The sequence below is a fragment of the Kutzneria buriramensis genome (assembly GCF_003387475.1).
In the GTDB taxonomy this organism is placed as follows: Bacteria; Actinomycetota; Actinomycetes; order Mycobacteriales; family Pseudonocardiaceae; genus Kutzneria; species Kutzneria buriramensis.
Genome location: NZ_QUNO01000007.1, coordinates 366,852 through 383,123, shown reverse-complemented (window position 1 = coordinate 383,123; position 16,272 = coordinate 366,852). Strand labels below are relative to the sequence as shown.

The window sequence follows — 16,272 nt, the reverse complement described above, 5'->3', positions numbered from 1 at the left end:
CGGCGGCGGCGTTGTCCCTGTGAGTGCCGAAGCGCTGGACAAGATCACCAACGGGCTTCCCGACACCTGGGACGGCTATCTGCGAGGCCGGGGCCGGTCCCTCCGCGCCGCCAACCGCCCGGAGACCACCCGCTACAACTACCTACTCGCCGCGAGCCAGCTCGCCCGCTACCTCGCCGAGTACTCCCCCGACCCCGAAGCCGACGCCGCGGCGCAGAACCCGACCGAGGTCACCCGCGCCCACATCGAACACTTTCAGGCTTGGATGATCGACGCTCGGTACCCCAGACCAGCGTCGAACTGGTGATCGCCCGGGTGGCTCAGGAGATTGGTGGCGGCGCTTTCCTCTGTACGAGGGGCGGAACGCGCCTCCGGCAGGCGGCTCGTGCGGCAGCGGACACGGGCCCGATTCTCGACGGGCCCGCCTCGCATGTGATAGGAATACACAATGTGATTGCCTAATACATGGAGGTGTCGGATGGTGCCACGGGCCGTGCTGGTCACGGGGTGCTCGTCGGGGATCGGCCGGGCCACGGCGCTGGCCCTCGTCCGCGCGGGGCTGCCGACGTGGGCGACCGCCCGACGACCGGAAACCCTTGTCGAACTTGAGGAAGCCGGTTGCCGGGTGCTGCGCCTGGACGTCACCGACGAACAGTCGAGAGTGGACGCCGTGCGGGCCGTCGAGGCCGAGCACGGTGCGGTCGGCGCGCTGGTCAACAACGCCGGGCACGGCGGCGGCGCACCGGTGGAGGAGATCCCGCTGGAGTCCGTGCGAGACGTCTTCGAGACCAACGTGTTCGGGCTGGTCCGGATGTGTCAGCTCGTGCTACCGGCCATGCGCGCCGCGCGCCACGGCACGATCGTCAATCTCGGCTCGGCCGCCGGACTGGTGACGCCGCCGACGGGCTGTCCGTACGCGATGTCCAAGTACGCGTTGGAAGCGCTCGCCGACACGCTGCGGCTGGAGGTCGCCCCGTTCGGTGTGCGGACTGTACTGATCGAACCGGGAGCGGTCCGCACCGAGTTCATGGCCAACAGCGAGCGGCACACACCGGTCATCGACGGGGGACCTTACGCGGCGTATAAGGCCAGCATCGACAAGATGGCCGAACGCGCCCATCGCCAGGGCGGTGGCGTAGCCACCGCCGAGGACGTGGCCAAGGTGATCGTCAAAGCCATCACCGCACGGCGGCCAAAGCCCCGCTACAAGGTGGGCGCGCCGGCGCACATGGCACCGACGCTGCGACGGCTGCTCGGCGACCGCGGCTGGGACGCCGTCATGCGCCGGATCGTGCCCTTCCCCGTCGACCAGCCCGCGTCCTGAGCGGCGAACTACTGTGTCGCCATGCCGGACACCACCAGAAGAGAGAGCTATCACCACGGCGCCCTGCGGGCCGCGTTGATCGACAGTTCGATCGAACTGCTCGCCGAGCGCGGCCTGGAGGGCTTCTCGATGGCCGAGGTGAGCCGTCGGCTCGGGGTCGCCCAGGCCGCGCCCTACCGGCACTTCGCCGACCGAGACGAACTGCTGGCCGCGATCGCCGTGCACGCCGGTGACCTGTTGCACGAGCGGCTGGTCCAGGTCACCGCCACCGGCACTGCCAGCCAGCGCCTGGCCGCCGCGGCCGCCGAGTACGTCCGATTCGCCGGCGACCAACAGCCCCTGTTCAAGGCCCTGTTCGGCGGCAGGCTGGACAAGAGCCGCCCGGATCTCCACCGTACCGCGCAGAAGGTCGGCGAACTGTTCCTGGCACCGGCGCGCGAGCTGTGCGACACCGAGCCACACGCCCAGCGCCTCACGTCCGCCATCGTCGCGACCGCACACGGCCATGCCGCCCTATTGATCGACAGCGCCTCCCCCAATGTCGACAACACCGCCGAGCAGGCCGCGGCCGCCGTCCTCGCCCTCATCGCCGGCCGCCGAATACTGGAGGCGTAGCTCCCCAGCCGGCCGCGCATGGCCGCAGCACCGGGTCACCCGGCCGAGAGGCGGCGTGGACGCTGGAGTGCCGGGCCTGGCCGCGCCGACGCCCACCATGATGCTCAGCGCACACAGCAAAAAACGATGACCACAACGCCCAATTCCGGTTCGGACAGGAATCGGAATCGGTTGGCACACCTGTACTACATTCCCAGATCAAGGAATGTGCCCGTGTAAGCAGTTGTTGATGTTGGCGTGGAGCAGGTAACCGCCCGGGACATCGCCGCCTGGGACGCTGACCTTCAGCCCCCGATCGACCGCCTGAGTTGGATGTTCAACCGCCCGCACGGCGGGTATGCGCTGGACGGTCGAGGAGGACAACAAGACCGGCAAGGACCAGGTCGGGATGGACGCCTACCAGGTCCGCAAGTGGGTGCCGTGGCATCGGCACGTCACGATGTGCATGCTGGCTCAGGCACTTCTCGCGGTGACCCGTGCCAGCCAGGGAAAACACGCACCGCTCCGGGAGGGTCAGGCGATCTGCCGAGGTCGGCCGTTCTCCCGTCGTCGACCGCGGCGATCCGTCGGCTATTGGCCGCGACGACACTGCTACATGCTGTGGGCGTCGCCGCCGCGATCGCCCGTGCCGTGTGGCGCCAAGTCCATCAGACCAGAGCCATGATCAGCCACTACCGCCGACGAGGCGACCCACTCCCACTCGACCTCGGAATGTAGTACAGGACCTGCCCGGCATCACCCGCCGGCGGCACCGAGTGGCCCACTGTCTCGCTGGCGTTTGATGGCCATTGTCGAGACTGCGTCAACGTCCTACCGCTCAACCAGGCGGGCTGCTGCCACATTCGGGAGGTGGAGTTTTGTCGGCAGCCTGGGGTCTTCGTCACCTACGGAAGTGTGTCCGGTGCCCGCGGACGATCACAGCCACCCCAGGGTGGCCGTTGTCGGTATCGCTCACGGCCTGAATGATGGCGGTCGGGCACCAGTTGCGGCAGCGTGGCAATCTTCCTGCTGAAGTGACCAGTTTTGTGGACCGCCGGGGGGAGGTCGCCGAGACGAAACGGCTGCTGTCCGTCGCCCGGTTGTTGACGTTGACCGGTGCGGGTGGGGTGGGCAAAAGTCGGCTGGCGCTGCGGGTGGCGGCAGGGGTGCGGCGGGCGTTCGTCGACGGGGTGTGGCTGGTGGAGCTGGCCACGTTGCAGGATCACATGCTGGTGGACCAGACGGTCGCGGACAGCATGGGGATTCGGGATCGGACCACGCGGTCGCCACGGAACGTGTTGGTGGGCTATCTCCGGGACAGGCAGCTGTTGTTGGTGCTGGACAACTGCGAGTACGTGGCGGAGTACTGTGCGGACTTGGCGGCCGAACTGCTTGCCGCGGCGCCGGAAGTGCGAATCCTGGCCACCAGCCAACAGGCGCTGTCCGCGCCGGGCGAACAACTCCTTGTGGTGCTGCCGCTGCCGCTGCCGGACCCGGAACACCCACCGCTGCGGGGAAGACCCGTTGGCGACGACGTGATCCACCTGTTCGCGGAGCGAGCCATGCTCGTACGACCGGACTTCGAGGTCACGGCCGACAACCGCGCGACGGTCGGCCGGATCTGTCGTCAGCTGGACGGGCTGCCGTTGGCGGTCGAGTTGGCCGCGGCGCGGGTGCGGGTGCTGTCTCCGGAGCAGATCCTGGCTCGGCTGGACGACCGCTTCCGTCTGCTGCGCGGGGGCAGCCATGTGGTGTTGCCCCGGCATCAGACGTTGCGGGCGGTGGTGGACTGGAGCTACGAGTTGTGTTCGCCGGCGGAGCAGACGCTGTGGGCGCGGGCGTCGGTGTTCGCCGGCGGGTTCGACTTGGACGCGGCCGAAGCGGTGTGCGCCGGGGACGGCATCGCCCGCGAAGAGGTACTTGACCTGCTGACCGGGCTGGTGGACAAGTCGATCCTGATCCGGGAGAACCAGGATCACGCCTGGGCACGGTATCGGCTGTTGAACACGCTTCGCCACTACGGGCGGGACAGACTGCGGGCGGGTGGGCAGGAGGCGGTGCTGTGTCGGCGGCATCGGGACTACTACCTGGGGCTGGCCGAACGGGGCGAGGCCGAGTGGTTCGGACCCAACCAGCTGGAGTTGTCCGCCCACATCCGGTCCGCACACCCCAATCTGCGCGTCGCCCTGAAGTACTGCCTGACCACTCCCGGCGAGTCCCAGACCGGACTCCGGATGGCCGCGGCTCTGCAGTTCTACTGGCTTTGCTGCGGCTTGCTGGCCGAGGGGCGCCACTGGCTGGACCGGGCGCTGGCCCTGGACACCGAGCCGAGCAAGCCGCGGGCCACTGCCCTGTGCGCCGCCGCCCACATCAGCGCACTGCAAGGGGACTACCCCGCCGCCACAGCCATGGCACAGGAGTGCTGGGACTGGGCCGTACCACGGGGCGCGGAGACCACGCTTGCCTGCGCCCAGTTCACCCGGAGCCTTCTCGCACGGCTCAACGGCGACCTGCCACGCGCGCAGATGCTGGTCGAGGATGTTTTGGCACGCTTCGAGGTGCTGGGCGAACTGAGCACCAACGTGATCCTCGCCCATGCCCTGCTGGCCGCGGTGGTCCTTCTCCAGGGAGACTCGGACCGCGCCATCGAGCTCTGCGGCGAGGGCATGGCGCTGTGTGAGCGACATGGTGAGCAATGGGCCCGATCCTATGTGGTCAGCACCCTGTCCCTCGCCGAATGGACACGAGGCGAGGTGACGCAGGCGGGCGCGCACGCCCGGGAAAATCTCCGGGACATGCGCAACTTCCGCGACCCTGTCGGCACGGCGCTGCAAATTGAGCGGCTGGCCTGGATCGCCAGTGAGGCCGGCGAGTGCGAACGGGCCACCGTGCTGCTCGGCGCGGCGCACCAGCTCTGGCCGCTGTTTGGCGACCCGGCCGCGCTCGACTTCAAACATCACCGCGCCGCGCGTGAGGCGTGCGAGCGCCAGGCCCGCCACCGTCTCGGCGACCGCGCCTTCCAGGCTGCGTTCGGCCGTGGCACCGCGCTCGACCTGGATCAGGCCATTGCCTACGCCCTGGGCGAGAAACCCGCACCCCCTACCCCGGCTCCCACCGCGAGATCACCCCTGACCAAGCGGGAGCAGCAGGTCGCCGAGCTCGTTGCCAAGGGACTGTCCAACAAGGACATCGCCGCCCAGTTGGTGATCGCCCAACGCACCGCCGAAGGCCACGTCGAACACATCTTGGCCAAGCTTGGCCTTACCAAACGCACCCAGCTCGCGGCATGGGTCACCGAACAACGAGAAATCTGGGATCGGTGAGGGCCGGCACGGGATCGGGTCGGCCGGTCGGGCAACCTACCGGCGCCGCCGCGACGGTCCGGTTCGCACCGATTCGCCGCGTCAGGCTTGGCGGTTCTCCCCCGCCGGCGAGGACGTGTGGCCTGCCGCGGCCTTTCTCATACCCGACGACAGTCTTAAGTCGATCATCCACAGTGGACCCCTACCCTGCCGCAGCCCCCAAACAGGAGCGGTCCCCTCCAAGTTTTTACGTAACACCGTTATGGGGTCACGGTTCGCACTACCCGACCAGGTGGATCCGCCAACCGTCGCCAACCGACCACAACACCCACGAACCGCACTCAGCCAACGACCGTCCGCCACCGTTGACCGTCGTTGCCATGAGACCCGCCCCCGTTGGACGCTCCGATCACACGCCGGAAGGTCCTCGGCGGCGTGATCAACGAGTACCGGCGAACTGCCTGAGCTGGCCGGCGAAACACCTGGTCACGGCCTACGCATCGACTTTTGGCACGGTACACGGTTTGTCCCGGCGCACGACGACGTCGTGCGCCCGGAAACGACTACGCAGGGATTTCGAAGGGGGCCAGGGGGCCGGTGTAGGGCTTGGGCAGGGGTGGGGCGTATTCCTGGCGGGAACCGGTGCGCAGGCCCATGGTGATTAGGGACTGCACCTGGAGGGTGGCGGCGGCGACGCCGTCGATCACCGGGAGGCCGATCTCGGCGGTGAGCCGGGCGGCCAGGTCGGCCATCCCGGCGCAGCCGAGAACAATGGCGTCGCAGCCGTCCTGGACGGCCGCCGACCGGCACTCCTTGGCGATGGCCTTCTCGGCGACGGCGACCTCCAGAACGGGCACTTCACAGGCACGGACCCGGCGGCAGTGCCGAGCCATGCCGTAGCGGTCGGCGAGGTCCCAGGCCCGGCCGACGGTCCGGCCGAGGGTGGTCACGACGGTGAACCCCCGGCCGAGGAAGGCCGCGGCGTGCATGGCGGCCTCGGCGATGCCGACGACCGGGCCCTCGGCCAGCTCGCGGGCGGCGTCCAGGCCGGGATCGCCGAAGCAGGCGATCACGTAGCCGTCCGCGCCGGAGATCTCGGCGAGCACCCCGGGCACGGACAGCGCCTCGTCGTAGTGGCTCTCGATGGACGCCGGCCCCATCCGGGACGTCACGGCCCGCACGGTGGTGCCGGGCCCGGCGACGTCCCGGGCCGCCCGTTCGATCACGGCAGTCATGGCGGCGGTGGTGTTGGGGTTGACGACCTTGATCAGCACTTCGGCGACACCGCCCGGTACACGGCCAGGCTCAGACCCATGCCGATAAACCAGCTGTACTGCGCCGCCGTCGCCATGCCCGGCCCGGCCGTCCACAGCACCGGTGTCACGGCGACGGCGGCGCCGATGACGGTGGCGATGATCGCCCGCGGGTTGAAACCGCCTCGGTACCAGTAGGTTCCCGACGGGGACATGCTGAACAGGTCGGCCACGGCGATCTTCTGCCGGCGCACCAGGTAGAAGTCGGCGATCAGCACCCCGAACAGCGGGCCGATGAACGCGCCGAGCGTCTCCAGGGTGTAGTGGATGACGTCCGGGCTGTCGTAGAGGTTCCACGGCGTGATCAGCACCGAGCCGACCGCGGCGATCATGCCGCCGGCGCGCCAGCTGATGCGCTGCGGGCTCAGGTTCGAGAAGTCGAACGCGGGCGAGATGAAGTTGGCGACGATGTTGATGCCGATGGTGGCGGTGGTGAACGTCAACGCCCCCAACACGATCGCGGTGGTGCTGTCGATGCGGGCCACGGTCTGCACCGGGTCGGTGATCAGCTGCCCGAACACCGGCACCGTCAGCGAGGCCGTCACCACCACGAGCACCGAGAAGGCCAGGAAGTTCACCGGCAGGCCGAGCAGGTTGCCACGCTTCACGGCCCGGAACGACTTGCCGTAGCGGGAGAAGTCGCCGAAGTTGAGCATCGGCCCGGAGAAGTACGACACCACCAGCGCGATCGCGCCCAGCATCACCGGGACGACGTCGAGGCCGGAGTACTTCACCGCGCCGAGGTTCAGGTCGATCGCACCCCAGCCGCCGCGGTAGACCAGGTAGCCGGCGAGCATGATCATCACGACGTACACCGCGGGCCCGCAGAAGTCGATGAAGCGGCGGATGGTGTTCATGCCGGTCCAGAACACCGCCGCCTGCAACAACCACAGTAGCATGAACGAGCCCCAGCCCAGCAGCGACAGGCCGAGCAGGCCGTGCTGCCGCACGTCCGCGAACGGGGCAAGGCCCGGGAACACCTTGAGCAGCAGCACATCCAGTGCCGCCGAGGCGAGATAGGTCTGGATGCCGTACCAGGCGACCGCGATCAGACCGCGGATCACCGCCGGGATGTTCGCGCCCAGCACGCCGAACGCGCTGCGGCAGATCACCGGGTACGGCACCGCCGCGGCCTGGCTCGGCTTCGCCACCAGGTTGCAGAACAGCTGCACGATGCCGATGCCGACGAGCAGCGCGACCAGCACCTGCCAGCTGCTCAGGCCGAGCATGAACAGGCTGCCGGCGGTCACGTAACCGCCGACGCTGTGCACGTCCGACATCCAGAACGCGAAGATGTTGTAGGCGCCCCAACTCTGTTCGGCCAACGGCTTCAGATCGTCGTTGGCCAGTCGGGGATCGAGTTCGGTGGCGGCGGTTTCCGAGGTACGGGCCAGGACGTCGGTCATGGGGCGCTCCTGAGCGATCGGTTGCGCGAAACGCTAGGAGCGCCGTGTTACGGCGCTATGACGGGAACCATATATGTTCCCCGCCGGCCTGAATGCGTGTTCTAGGCGAACAAACCCGTGTCGCTCGGCAGCGAGTCCAGCGCGCTGCGCAGTCGGCCGTGATGTGCCCGGGCCGCCGCCAGCAGCGCCTCGGTGTCCCGGGCCACGAAGGCCGCCACGATCTCGTCGTGATCCCGCTGCAGCGTCGCCCGTTCCGTCGCCGTCAGGTGCGTCATCGACTGCAGCGGCTCCGTGATGTTCCAGGCGGACTCGAACATGCCCAGCAGGCGGCGCATTCCGCACGGCCGTACGAGTGCCAGATGGAACCCCCGGCTCTCCCGGTGATACGCCAGCGCGTCGCCGTCCCGGACCGCGCACTCCATCGCCCGGTGCGCCGCCGCCACCGCCTCGTCGTCGGCTGCGGCCGCCGCCCGTACGGCCGCGGTCAGTGCCGCCGTCTCCAGCACCTCCCGCACCAGGTACATCTCGCGCAGCTCCGCCACCGTCAGCTTCGCCACCGTGTAGCCCAGATTCGGCCGGTGCTCCACGAGCCCCTCGCCGACCAGCGTCTTCAGCGACTCCCGGACCGGGATCGCACTCACCCCGAACACCATCGCCACCTCGTCCAGCGGAATCGGCGTGCCCGGCGGCACCCCGCCGTCCAGCAGGCACCGCCGCAGCTCGGCCAGGATCGCCGCCTGCGAGCTGTCGGGGTGCTCACCCGCCAGCCGCGCGATCAACACGGAACGTCGTCTAGGACCCGGCATGCCCGCACACGCTACGCCGCGGTACGGCATCCGCAGTTCGATCTTCACTACGACGCGAGTGCGCACTGTGCGAGGCGGTCGAGGCCGGTCGGCTGCGGCGCGTACCGCCCGATCGCGATGGCTATGCGGTCGATCGTGGCGACCCGCCGGTCCTTGAGCGGGCCGAGAACCGTGTTGTTGATGAAGTCGATGCCCTGGCCCTGGGCCCGCGCGGCGGCGATCCCGTTGTCCGCGTCGGTGATCTGCTGACCGAGCTCGGCCAGGTTCTGGTTCACCTCCGCGGCGGCCTGCTGCGGGACCGTGGGCAACGCCGAGGCGACGTCCGGGCAGGACACGAGATGGACGGGGCCACTCGGCGGTCGTGGACTCGTCGTGGTGCCACCCCCGCCGGAGCAATCGCCGCACGTCTGACCAGCAGGGCTCGGCGACGTCTTGTCGGCTGCACTCGTGCCGGTGCTCGCAGTGCCAGATGTGGCGGTGTGTGTCGAATTCGTCGAAGTGACGGCCTGTGTCGTATTCGTCGTGGTGATGGCCACGGGCGGCGACACCTGCTGGCGGGTTGAGGAACTGTCCGGAGGCGACGCCGGCGCATCCGCGGCCACCACGACGTTCTGCGGGCTCGGGGACACGGTCGAGGGCAGTGTCTCCACCGCGATCACGCCGCTGGTCACGAACGCGAGCACCACACCGACCATGGAGCGCATCGGCACTCCCATGACCGGCCTGACCCAGAAGCCCGGCCGCTGGTGGGACTCCGCCGTGGAATTGGTGCTGCGCGGCACCGAATGCATCGATCCTCCCGTGGTGCGCACACGCTACCGCGCGCCTCGGTCAGATCAAGATATGCCGGCCGATCTTGTGGATTCCGACTGTCGAAACTGTCGATGCGTCGGGGTGACGACGCGGCAGGCCCGCAGGGATTTCGGCAGGCGCCGGGATAGGGCCGTGAGAACCGCCCGGTCGGCCCAGTCCAGCCGTGGGCGAGGGTTGGCGCGGCGGAGCACCGTGACCTCGTGGCGCAGCGCAAGTATCTCCGCGTCCATGGACGCTGAGCCCCGAGCCAGCAGCGTCAGCCAGGACAACGCCTGGACCAAGATCCCGTACAACAGCCGAACAGCCACGGACGGGGCTTATCCCCGGACATTGGACACACCATGGTGGGACACCCTCTCCCCGCAGGATCGCGCCGCCTTGTTCGCCAGCGCGGAAGCCGCCCTGCCGGCCCGACACGTCTCGACCGCGGTCGACCTCCCACACCAGGCCGGGCGGGCCGTCGGCGTGAAGGCGTCCAACCCGTCCGGTCAGAAACGTCGAGCGGCATCCCGGGCGGGATCCACTGGCGGCGAATCGTCCTGCTTGTCAACGACACCAGCAGGAAGCGATGGCCGGGCGCTGGTCACGCCGGCGTACTCGACGTCGGGCAACGCCGTGCGCGGTCGCCTGCCGTGACCGGTCAACGGGCGGGACGCGCCTCGTAGCCGTCGGCGAGATAGCCGTCGGCGAGGTAGGCGTCCAGTCGCTGGCGACGCTCGGCGATGTGGTGTTCCTGCCGCACGAGTTCGTCGCGGACCTGCCGGACGCGCGCGAGGAGTTCGGCGCAGTCGCCACGCGGGTGCTCATCCCGGGCGCAGGGCAGGATGTCCCGGACCACGTCGGAGGAAAGGCCGGCGTGGAACAGGTCTTGGACGAACGCGACGACCTCGATCGACTCGAGGGCGTACTCGCGGTACCCGTTGGGCCGGCGCTCGCTGCGCAGCAGGCCCTGCTGCTCGTAGTAGCGCAGTGCCCGACTGCTGACGCCGGTCGCCTTGCTCAACTCGCCGATGGGCATGCCTCACTTCACCTTGACCTTGACACCGACGTCAAGGTTTAGCGTCGAGACCATGACCACAGCAGCGCAGATGCGCGACAAGTTCGCCGTCGTCACCGGCGCCTCCACCGGCATCGGGGCGGCTATCGCGGAGCGGCTGGCCGCCCACGGCGCGCACCTCGTCCTGGTCGCCCGCAGCGCCGACAAGCTCGACGAAGCGGCCGCGCGGCTGAGCCGTCGTCACGGAGTGACAGTGCGCACCCTCCCACTCGATCTCGCCACCGCCGACGCGCCGACGCGGCTGGCCAAGACGTTGGCTGACGAGGGCATCGAGGTGGAGATGCTGGTCAACAACGCCGGTGTCAGCGCGCGAGGTCCGGTGCTCGACGGGGATCCGGCCCGGTTCCGGTCCCTGATCGACATCAACGTCAACGCGTTGACCGAGCTCACCACGCTCCTGATGCCCGCGATGGTCGCCCGCGGCCACGGGGCCGTCGTCAACATCGCCAGCACCGGGGGTTACATACCCGCCCTCTATTTGGCGGTGTACGCGGCGACGAAGGCGTACGTCGTCTCGTTCACCCAGGCGCTGTGGGCCGAGACCCAAGGCACCGGAGTCCGGGTGGTGGCGGTCAGTCCTGGCCCCACGAAGACGCCGATGAACACTCGCGGCACGCGGAGCGCAGAGGCTGTCGCCGCTACCGTGTTGCGTGCCCTGTCAGGCAACGGACCCGCAGTCGTCGATGGCAAAGTCAATGCGCTGAACGCTTTCTTGTTCGGTAGGTTGCTGCCAACGCGTCTTGTCCTCGCCGTTGCGCGGCGGATGATGGCCAGGAGCGGTGTCTGAACAGACCGGCATCCGCGCGGCTGTGCGCGACCAGCCTTGGATGGAATCGTTCGCCACCGAACCTTTCGGGAACTTTCTGGTACGTCACGACGCCATGGGATCGTGGTGCCGCAGAGCCAGCACCTCGGCGATCAACACGGTCCTGCTGCCAGCAAGCAACGCCAGCCACCCGAGCAACCGAACTCTGAGCATGTACAAGAGACGGAACACCACGTGAGTTGATCATGCCGTGGTACCGACGCTGACGAAACGCCAGGTCACAGCTTCAGCGTCGAGTCCTGGCACGGCACAGGCCTGGATCAACCAGCCCGTCAGCCAGGAGCCACGACCAGCCTCGTAGGCACAACCGTCTCAACTGCACTTGACAAGTACCGAGACCGAACGGCGAAAAGCCGCGTTAACGGCGAGCCACACTACTGTGACAAGCGTCCTCTAGCGTTCCGGCGTCCAAGCGATCAGAGGAGGCAGCCATGGCGGTCTCGGCGACCGGACCGGTGCGGTCCAGCGCGTACGCAGATCGGGTCGTCGCCGTCGAGACCGGCGACATAGAGCCCGTCGGCGCCGGGGACAGACACGGCACACCACGCCAACTGTTCTGGACGTGGTCCTCGCCGAACCTGGAGTTCGCCACGATCTTCGTCGGCGTGCTGGCGGTCTCGGTGTTCGGCCTGTCGTTCTGGCAGGCGATCGCCGCCGTCGTGCTCGGCAACGGGCTCGGCGCGCTGACCCACGGACTGCTGTCCGCCCGCGGTCCGCGCTACGGCGTGCCGCAGATGGTGCTGAGCCGTCTCGGATTCGGGTACTGGGGAAACCTGGCGCCCGCAGCGCTGATGTCCGTCACCGCCGGCATCGGCTGGTTCGCCGTGAACAGCGTGAGCGGCGCGTTCGCCCTCAACACGCTGACCGGACTGCCCCTGCCGGCGTCCCTCGCCGTGGTCGTGGTGGTCCAGAGCGGCATCGCGTTCTTCGGCCACAATCTGGTTCAGGCGTACGAGAAGTACGTCTTCGCCGTGCTGGCGGTGATCTTCGCGATCGTCACCGTGGTGACGTTCGCCCAGGCACATCCGAACGCGCCCAGCGGCGCCGGCGGTGTTGGCGGCTTCCTGCTCACCATGGGTGCGGCGTTCGGCTATGCAGCCGGTTGGAATCCTTACGCCGCCGACTACACGCGCTATCTGCCGGCGACGGTCAGTGGCCGGGCGGTCGGCTGGTTCGCTGCGCTCGGCCTGTTCGTGTCGTGCACGGTGCTGATGGGCGTCGGCGCCGCGTCCGCGACCATCGGCGGTGGCGCCGACCAGACTCCGACGGCCGCCTTCACCGGGCATCTGCCAGGCTGGCTGGCGACGATCACACTGCTGGCGATCGTGCTCGGGGCTATCGCGGCGAACGCGCTCAACATCTACTCAGGCGCGTTGGCATTCCTCACCCTGGGCATCACGCTGCCGTTGGCCTGGCGGCGGGCGATCGTCGCACTCGGGTTCGGCGCCGTCGGCTACGTGCTCGCCCTGTTCGGTCTGTCCGACGCCGGCGCCGCGTACGAGAATTTCCTGCTGGTCATCTCGTACTGGATCGCGCCCTGGCTGGGCGTGGTCTTCGCCGACCAGTGGCTGTGCGCGGGCCGGGACGCCAGTGCCCTGCTCACCGACCGGTCGCGCATTGGCTGGCCTGGGCTGGTGTCGTTCCTGGCCGGCGCGGTGATCTCGATCCTGTTCTTCGCGAACCAGTCGCTCTACCTCGGGCCGGTGCCCGCGGCGATCCCGCAGATCGGTGACATCACTTTCCTCGTCGGCTTCGTCATCGCCGCCGCCCTGTACCTGATCCTCGGCCGCCGGGGCGTGGCAAGATCGCTCAGCTGAGCGGGAGCAGCCGCGATGCACCGCGTGCGGGCTCAGCCGCCGGCAGGCGGCGCTGATCACCGATCTCGCCGGTGCATGGCGAGGCGGGTCGGTCTCACCCCGCCATGACCAGTCAGGTGGTCCGGTGCAGAGGGTGGTCCCGCCCGTGCTCTACAAGCGGCCGCAGGGGCGCCAACTCGCGCTCGCTGGCGCCGCTCTCAACGTCGGCCGAGCCCCTGTCGAGCGGTGCGTACGGGACCGCCTTGTCCGGCGCGGTCGGGCGAGGTCACCGGCGAGGACGCCGGGGCCGAAGCCGGGCAGGCTGACCAGGAACGGGGCGGTGAAGCCCATTTTCGCGGCGGTACCGAGCACGGCGGCCGCCTGCTTCGGGCTGAGGTTCAGCACGACCGCGGCGGCGGTGCCGACCACCATCATGTACGGGTCGCCGAGTAGGTTCGGCGACCCGTACGCCGGCGCCACCAGCACCTGGGCCTGGGCCTGGGCCTGGGCCTGGATGATGTCCGGCTCGGCGACCCGGACTCGACTACCGCGCCGCGACCGTGTACGTGGTGCCGGCGGTGGTGGCGAAGCTGATCACGCCACCGGAATCGGTGGCCGACACCGTGCTGCCGTCCGCCGCCGTGACGCTCACACCCCCGGTCCGCCACGGATCGAGAATCCTGACCTGGCCGCCGACCGTGCTGGTCAGCGTGACCGGGCCGACCTTGCCACCGGCCAGCGCCGCGCTGACCAGGAAGGCTCCCTCGGCCCGCAGCCGGGTGAACGAGGCGTCCTTGGTGGTCGGCCAGTCCGCGTCGGCGAACAGCCGGATGGTGCCGGACACGCTCTGCATCAGCATCGAGTCGACGGCCTCGATCGAGCCGCTGGTCTCGATCCCGCCGCCGGACTGCGCGACGGTCAGGTTGCTGGACCGCCACTGCTTGGTGATCGCGGCGTCGAACTTGGCCTCCAGGTCGGCGGCCGGCCAGCCGACCCGGGCGGCGATCGGGAACTCCTTGGGGAACCCGTTGCCCATGTTCTCCCCCGAGGTGACGCCCCAGGAGTTCATCTGCCGCAGCGTGTTGATGGCGATCTGCACCTGGGCCGGGTCGCCGCCCCGGTAGATGTTCTCGCCGGGGAACACCCCGCCCTCCAGGTTGATCGGCTGGTCACCGGGGTGGAACGTGTTCGCGATGGCCGTGGAGCCGTTGACGTTCTCGGCCATCAGGTACACGGTCGTGCCGTTCACCGTTCCGGTCGGGTACGCGGCGAGCTTGGCCAGGGTGTTCTGCCAGACCGGCACCAGGTTCTGGTCGACGCCCAGCCGTCCGCTGAACGTGATCAGCGCGGTCTCCACCCGTCGGATGAAGCCGATGTCCAGATTCGGGTTCAGGTCGGTGGATCCCTCGTGCGCCGAACTCTGCGCCACCACCAGCCGGTTGCCGCTGGTGGTCAGGTAGTCGCGGTAGAAGGCGTCGACCGCCCGCAGGTTCGGGTAGAGCTGGGTCTTCAGGAAGTTCTGGTCCTGCGTGTAGTCGTAGTAGAACAGCGAGGGCAGGGCGGCGAACATGCCGTTGGACTTCTGGTCGGTCCAGCGCGGTTTCTTGCTCCCACTCGGCGCGACCGGCGCCGGAGTCGGCAGGAACTGGTGGAACGGGCCCATCGACCGCTGCCACATCTCGCCCTGGTAGCCGCCGCTCTGGGCGGTCCAGTTGATCTGCCACTGCTGCTCGGCCTGCTGCTGCACGTTGTAGGGCTGCAGCAGCTCGGGATGGTTGGCCGAGGCCACGCCGTAGAACGGCGCCTCGACGTTGTAGTTGTACCAGTACCGCGGGAACTGGGTGAAGTCGTCGATGACCCACGGCCCGTTCATGCCGGCCAGCACCTTGCCCGGGCGGGACGCCGAGCCCATCGCGTACAGCGCCCCGTACCAGTAGGCGTTCATCGTCGGGTCGTTGGTCTGCACGTACGACTGGAGCCAGAAGTTCTTCCACCACTGGCGGTGCGCGGCCAGCAGGGTGGCCACGTCGTCGGTGCTCAGCCCGTTGACCGCCGAGGTGGCCTTGCCGGCCAGCGCCGACGCGCTCGGGCCGCCGGAGCCCTGTCGGGCGTCGCTGCGGAACACCGTGGCCAGCTCGACCGTCGAGCCGCCGGCCAGGGTGAGGGTGCCGGTGGCCGTCGAGCCGCTGGTGCTCGTGCTCGCGAAGCCGGCCCCGACCGGCCGGACCGCGATCGCGACCTCGCTCTGGAAGTCGCTGCCGCCTTTCAGGTTGTTGTGGCGGGTGGCGACGATCGTGCCGCCGGTGGCTGCGACGGTGGTCGGGTAGGTGGTGTGCGAGTCCGGCCCCGGCAGCGCCAGCGCGACATCGAGGGTGACGCTCGGGCTGCCGGCCGGGCTGGACAGTTCGGTGATGAAGTCGTTGTCCGAGTCGGCGGTGTACGAACGCATGGACACGGTGACGCCACCGAGTTGGACCGTGCTGCGCACCTCGGCGTCGAGGATGTCCTGCGTCATGCCGTACGCCGGGCCCGGGTTCGAACTGGCCTTAGGCGACGAGATGGTCAGGTTGCCCGCCGACAGGATCGCGGGCACCAACTGGCTGTGCCCGGAGTTCCACGCGGTGCCCCAGAAGTCACCCTTGCCGAAGTAGAACTTCTGGCTGGTGGTGCTGCTGCCGCCGACCACCGCGCCGAGGTCGCCGTTGCCCAGCAACATGCCAGGGCTGAACTTCGGCGTGGCTACGTTGGCAATCGGTGCGGCCGCGTGCCCCTGGATCCCGGACAGGATCCGTTGGATCGCGGCCCAGTCGTCGGTGGGCGTGCGGGGCGCCGCGCTGACACTCGCGGCGGCGCAGACGGTGAGGGTCAGCGTGGCAACCGCGGCCAGGGCCAGTGCGGCCACGCCGCGCGGCCGCCGCCACTGTCCACGCAGGACGGTGGTGTTCATCGGCATCCTCCCAGGAGCAAGCCGTCGACGGGTGGTCGGAACTGCTGGGCGGCGGCGTCTGTTCGGACGGACAAGCCCCAACTACACA

Annotated in this window: 15 protein-coding genes; 7 read left to right on the top strand and 8 right to left on the bottom strand. The window is 68.9% G+C overall.

The window, feature by feature from the left end; genetic code table 11:
- The first annotated feature begins 19 nt into the window (after positions 1–19).
- The 4 genes from BCF44_RS22485 to BCF44_RS22470 all read left to right on the top strand — a co-directional run bounded on the left by BCF44_RS22485 (position 20) and on the right by BCF44_RS22470 (position 5,241).
- Positions 20–307 carry a phage integrase N-terminal SAM-like domain-containing protein gene (locus BCF44_RS22485; protein WP_116176313.1) on the top strand — a complete coding sequence of 96 codons (288 nt, stop codon included), beginning with the start codon at positions 20–22 and terminating at the stop codon, positions 305–307.
- A 171-nt stretch (positions 308–478) separates the two neighbouring features.
- The gene (locus BCF44_RS22480; RefSeq protein ID WP_116176312.1) at positions 479–1,324 is read left to right on the top strand and encodes an SDR family oxidoreductase; all 846 of its coding nucleotides are present in this window, start codon (positions 479–481) and stop codon (positions 1,322–1,324) included.
- 21 nt (positions 1,325–1,345) lie between these two features.
- Positions 1,346–1,939, top strand: coding sequence for a TetR/AcrR family transcriptional regulator (locus tag BCF44_RS22475; RefSeq protein WP_116176311.1), 594 nt, complete (start codon positions 1,346–1,348; stop codon positions 1,937–1,939).
- A gap of 1,013 nt (positions 1,940–2,952) precedes the next feature.
- Positions 2,953–5,241, top strand: coding sequence for an ATP-binding protein (locus BCF44_RS22470; protein WP_246015409.1), 2,289 nt, complete (start codon positions 2,953–2,955; stop codon positions 5,239–5,241).
- Between the two features lie 542 nt (positions 5,242–5,783).
- On the opposite strand, the gene BCF44_RS22460 is transcribed toward BCF44_RS22470, so the two are convergent.
- From BCF44_RS22460 to BCF44_RS22445, 4 genes are all read right to left on the bottom strand, one after another.
- The gene (locus BCF44_RS22460) at positions 5,784–6,494 is read right to left on the bottom strand and encodes an aspartate/glutamate racemase family protein (RefSeq protein WP_116176310.1); all 711 of its coding nucleotides are present in this window, start codon (positions 6,492–6,494) and stop codon (positions 5,784–5,786) included.
- Positions 6,488–7,939, bottom strand: a complete 1,452-nt coding sequence (locus BCF44_RS22455) for an NCS1 family nucleobase:cation symporter-1 (protein ID WP_116176309.1) — start codon at positions 7,937–7,939, stop codon at positions 6,488–6,490. The genes BCF44_RS22460 and BCF44_RS22455 overlap by 7 nt, the downstream gene beginning before the upstream one ends.
- A gap of 101 nt (positions 7,940–8,040) precedes the next feature.
- Entirely contained in the window at positions 8,041–8,721 is a 681-nt protein-coding gene (locus BCF44_RS22450; RefSeq protein WP_211353158.1) for a GntR family transcriptional regulator, read from the bottom strand.
- 71 nt (positions 8,722–8,792) lie between these two features.
- On the bottom strand, positions 8,793–9,536 hold the full coding sequence (locus BCF44_RS22445; protein ID WP_116176308.1) for a hypothetical protein: 744 nt from the start codon (positions 9,534–9,536) through the stop codon (positions 8,793–8,795).
- A gap of 250 nt (positions 9,537–9,786) precedes the next feature.
- Here BCF44_RS22445 and BCF44_RS54785 point away from each other — a divergent pair, with 250 nt between their 5' ends.
- A complete protein-coding gene (locus BCF44_RS54785) occupies positions 9,787–10,194 on the top strand; it encodes a hypothetical protein (RefSeq protein WP_147328590.1) in 408 nt (135 codons plus the stop codon).
- Between the two features lie 4 nt (positions 10,195–10,198).
- On the opposite strand, the gene BCF44_RS22440 is transcribed toward BCF44_RS54785, so the two are convergent.
- On the bottom strand, positions 10,199–10,576 hold the full coding sequence (locus tag BCF44_RS22440; RefSeq protein WP_116176307.1) for a MerR family transcriptional regulator: 378 nt from the start codon (positions 10,574–10,576) through the stop codon (positions 10,199–10,201).
- Positions 10,577–10,646: 70 nt separating this feature from the next.
- Here BCF44_RS22440 and BCF44_RS22435 point away from each other — a divergent pair, with 70 nt between their 5' ends.
- Positions 10,647–11,402 carry an SDR family NAD(P)-dependent oxidoreductase gene (locus BCF44_RS22435; protein ID WP_211353157.1) on the top strand — a complete coding sequence of 252 codons (756 nt, stop codon included), beginning with the start codon at positions 10,647–10,649 and terminating at the stop codon, positions 11,400–11,402.
- A gap of 84 nt (positions 11,403–11,486) precedes the next feature.
- On the opposite strand, the gene BCF44_RS58580 is transcribed toward BCF44_RS22435, so the two are convergent.
- Complete coding sequence (locus tag BCF44_RS58580) at positions 11,487–11,615, bottom strand: hypothetical protein (protein ID WP_281283142.1); 129 nt, start codon at positions 11,613–11,615, stop codon at positions 11,487–11,489.
- A 257-nt stretch (positions 11,616–11,872) separates the two neighbouring features.
- Here BCF44_RS58580 and BCF44_RS22430 point away from each other — a divergent pair, with 257 nt between their 5' ends.
- Positions 11,873–13,258, top strand: a complete 1,386-nt coding sequence (locus tag BCF44_RS22430; RefSeq protein WP_116176305.1) for a purine-cytosine permease family protein — start codon at positions 11,873–11,875, stop codon at positions 13,256–13,258.
- 150 nt (positions 13,259–13,408) lie between these two features.
- On the opposite strand, the gene BCF44_RS22425 is transcribed toward BCF44_RS22430, so the two are convergent.
- Both BCF44_RS22425 and BCF44_RS22420 read right to left on the bottom strand, forming a co-directional pair.
- On the bottom strand, positions 13,409–13,717 hold the full coding sequence (locus BCF44_RS22425; RefSeq protein WP_147328589.1) for a hypothetical protein: 309 nt from the start codon (positions 13,715–13,717) through the stop codon (positions 13,409–13,411).
- 64 nt (positions 13,718–13,781) lie between these two features.
- Positions 13,782–16,184 (bottom strand): glycosyl hydrolase family 95 catalytic domain-containing protein, encoded by a 2,403-nt coding sequence (locus BCF44_RS22420; protein ID WP_116176303.1) that lies wholly within the window; start codon positions 16,182–16,184, stop codon positions 13,782–13,784.
- Between the last annotated feature and the right edge of the window lie 88 nt (positions 16,185–16,272).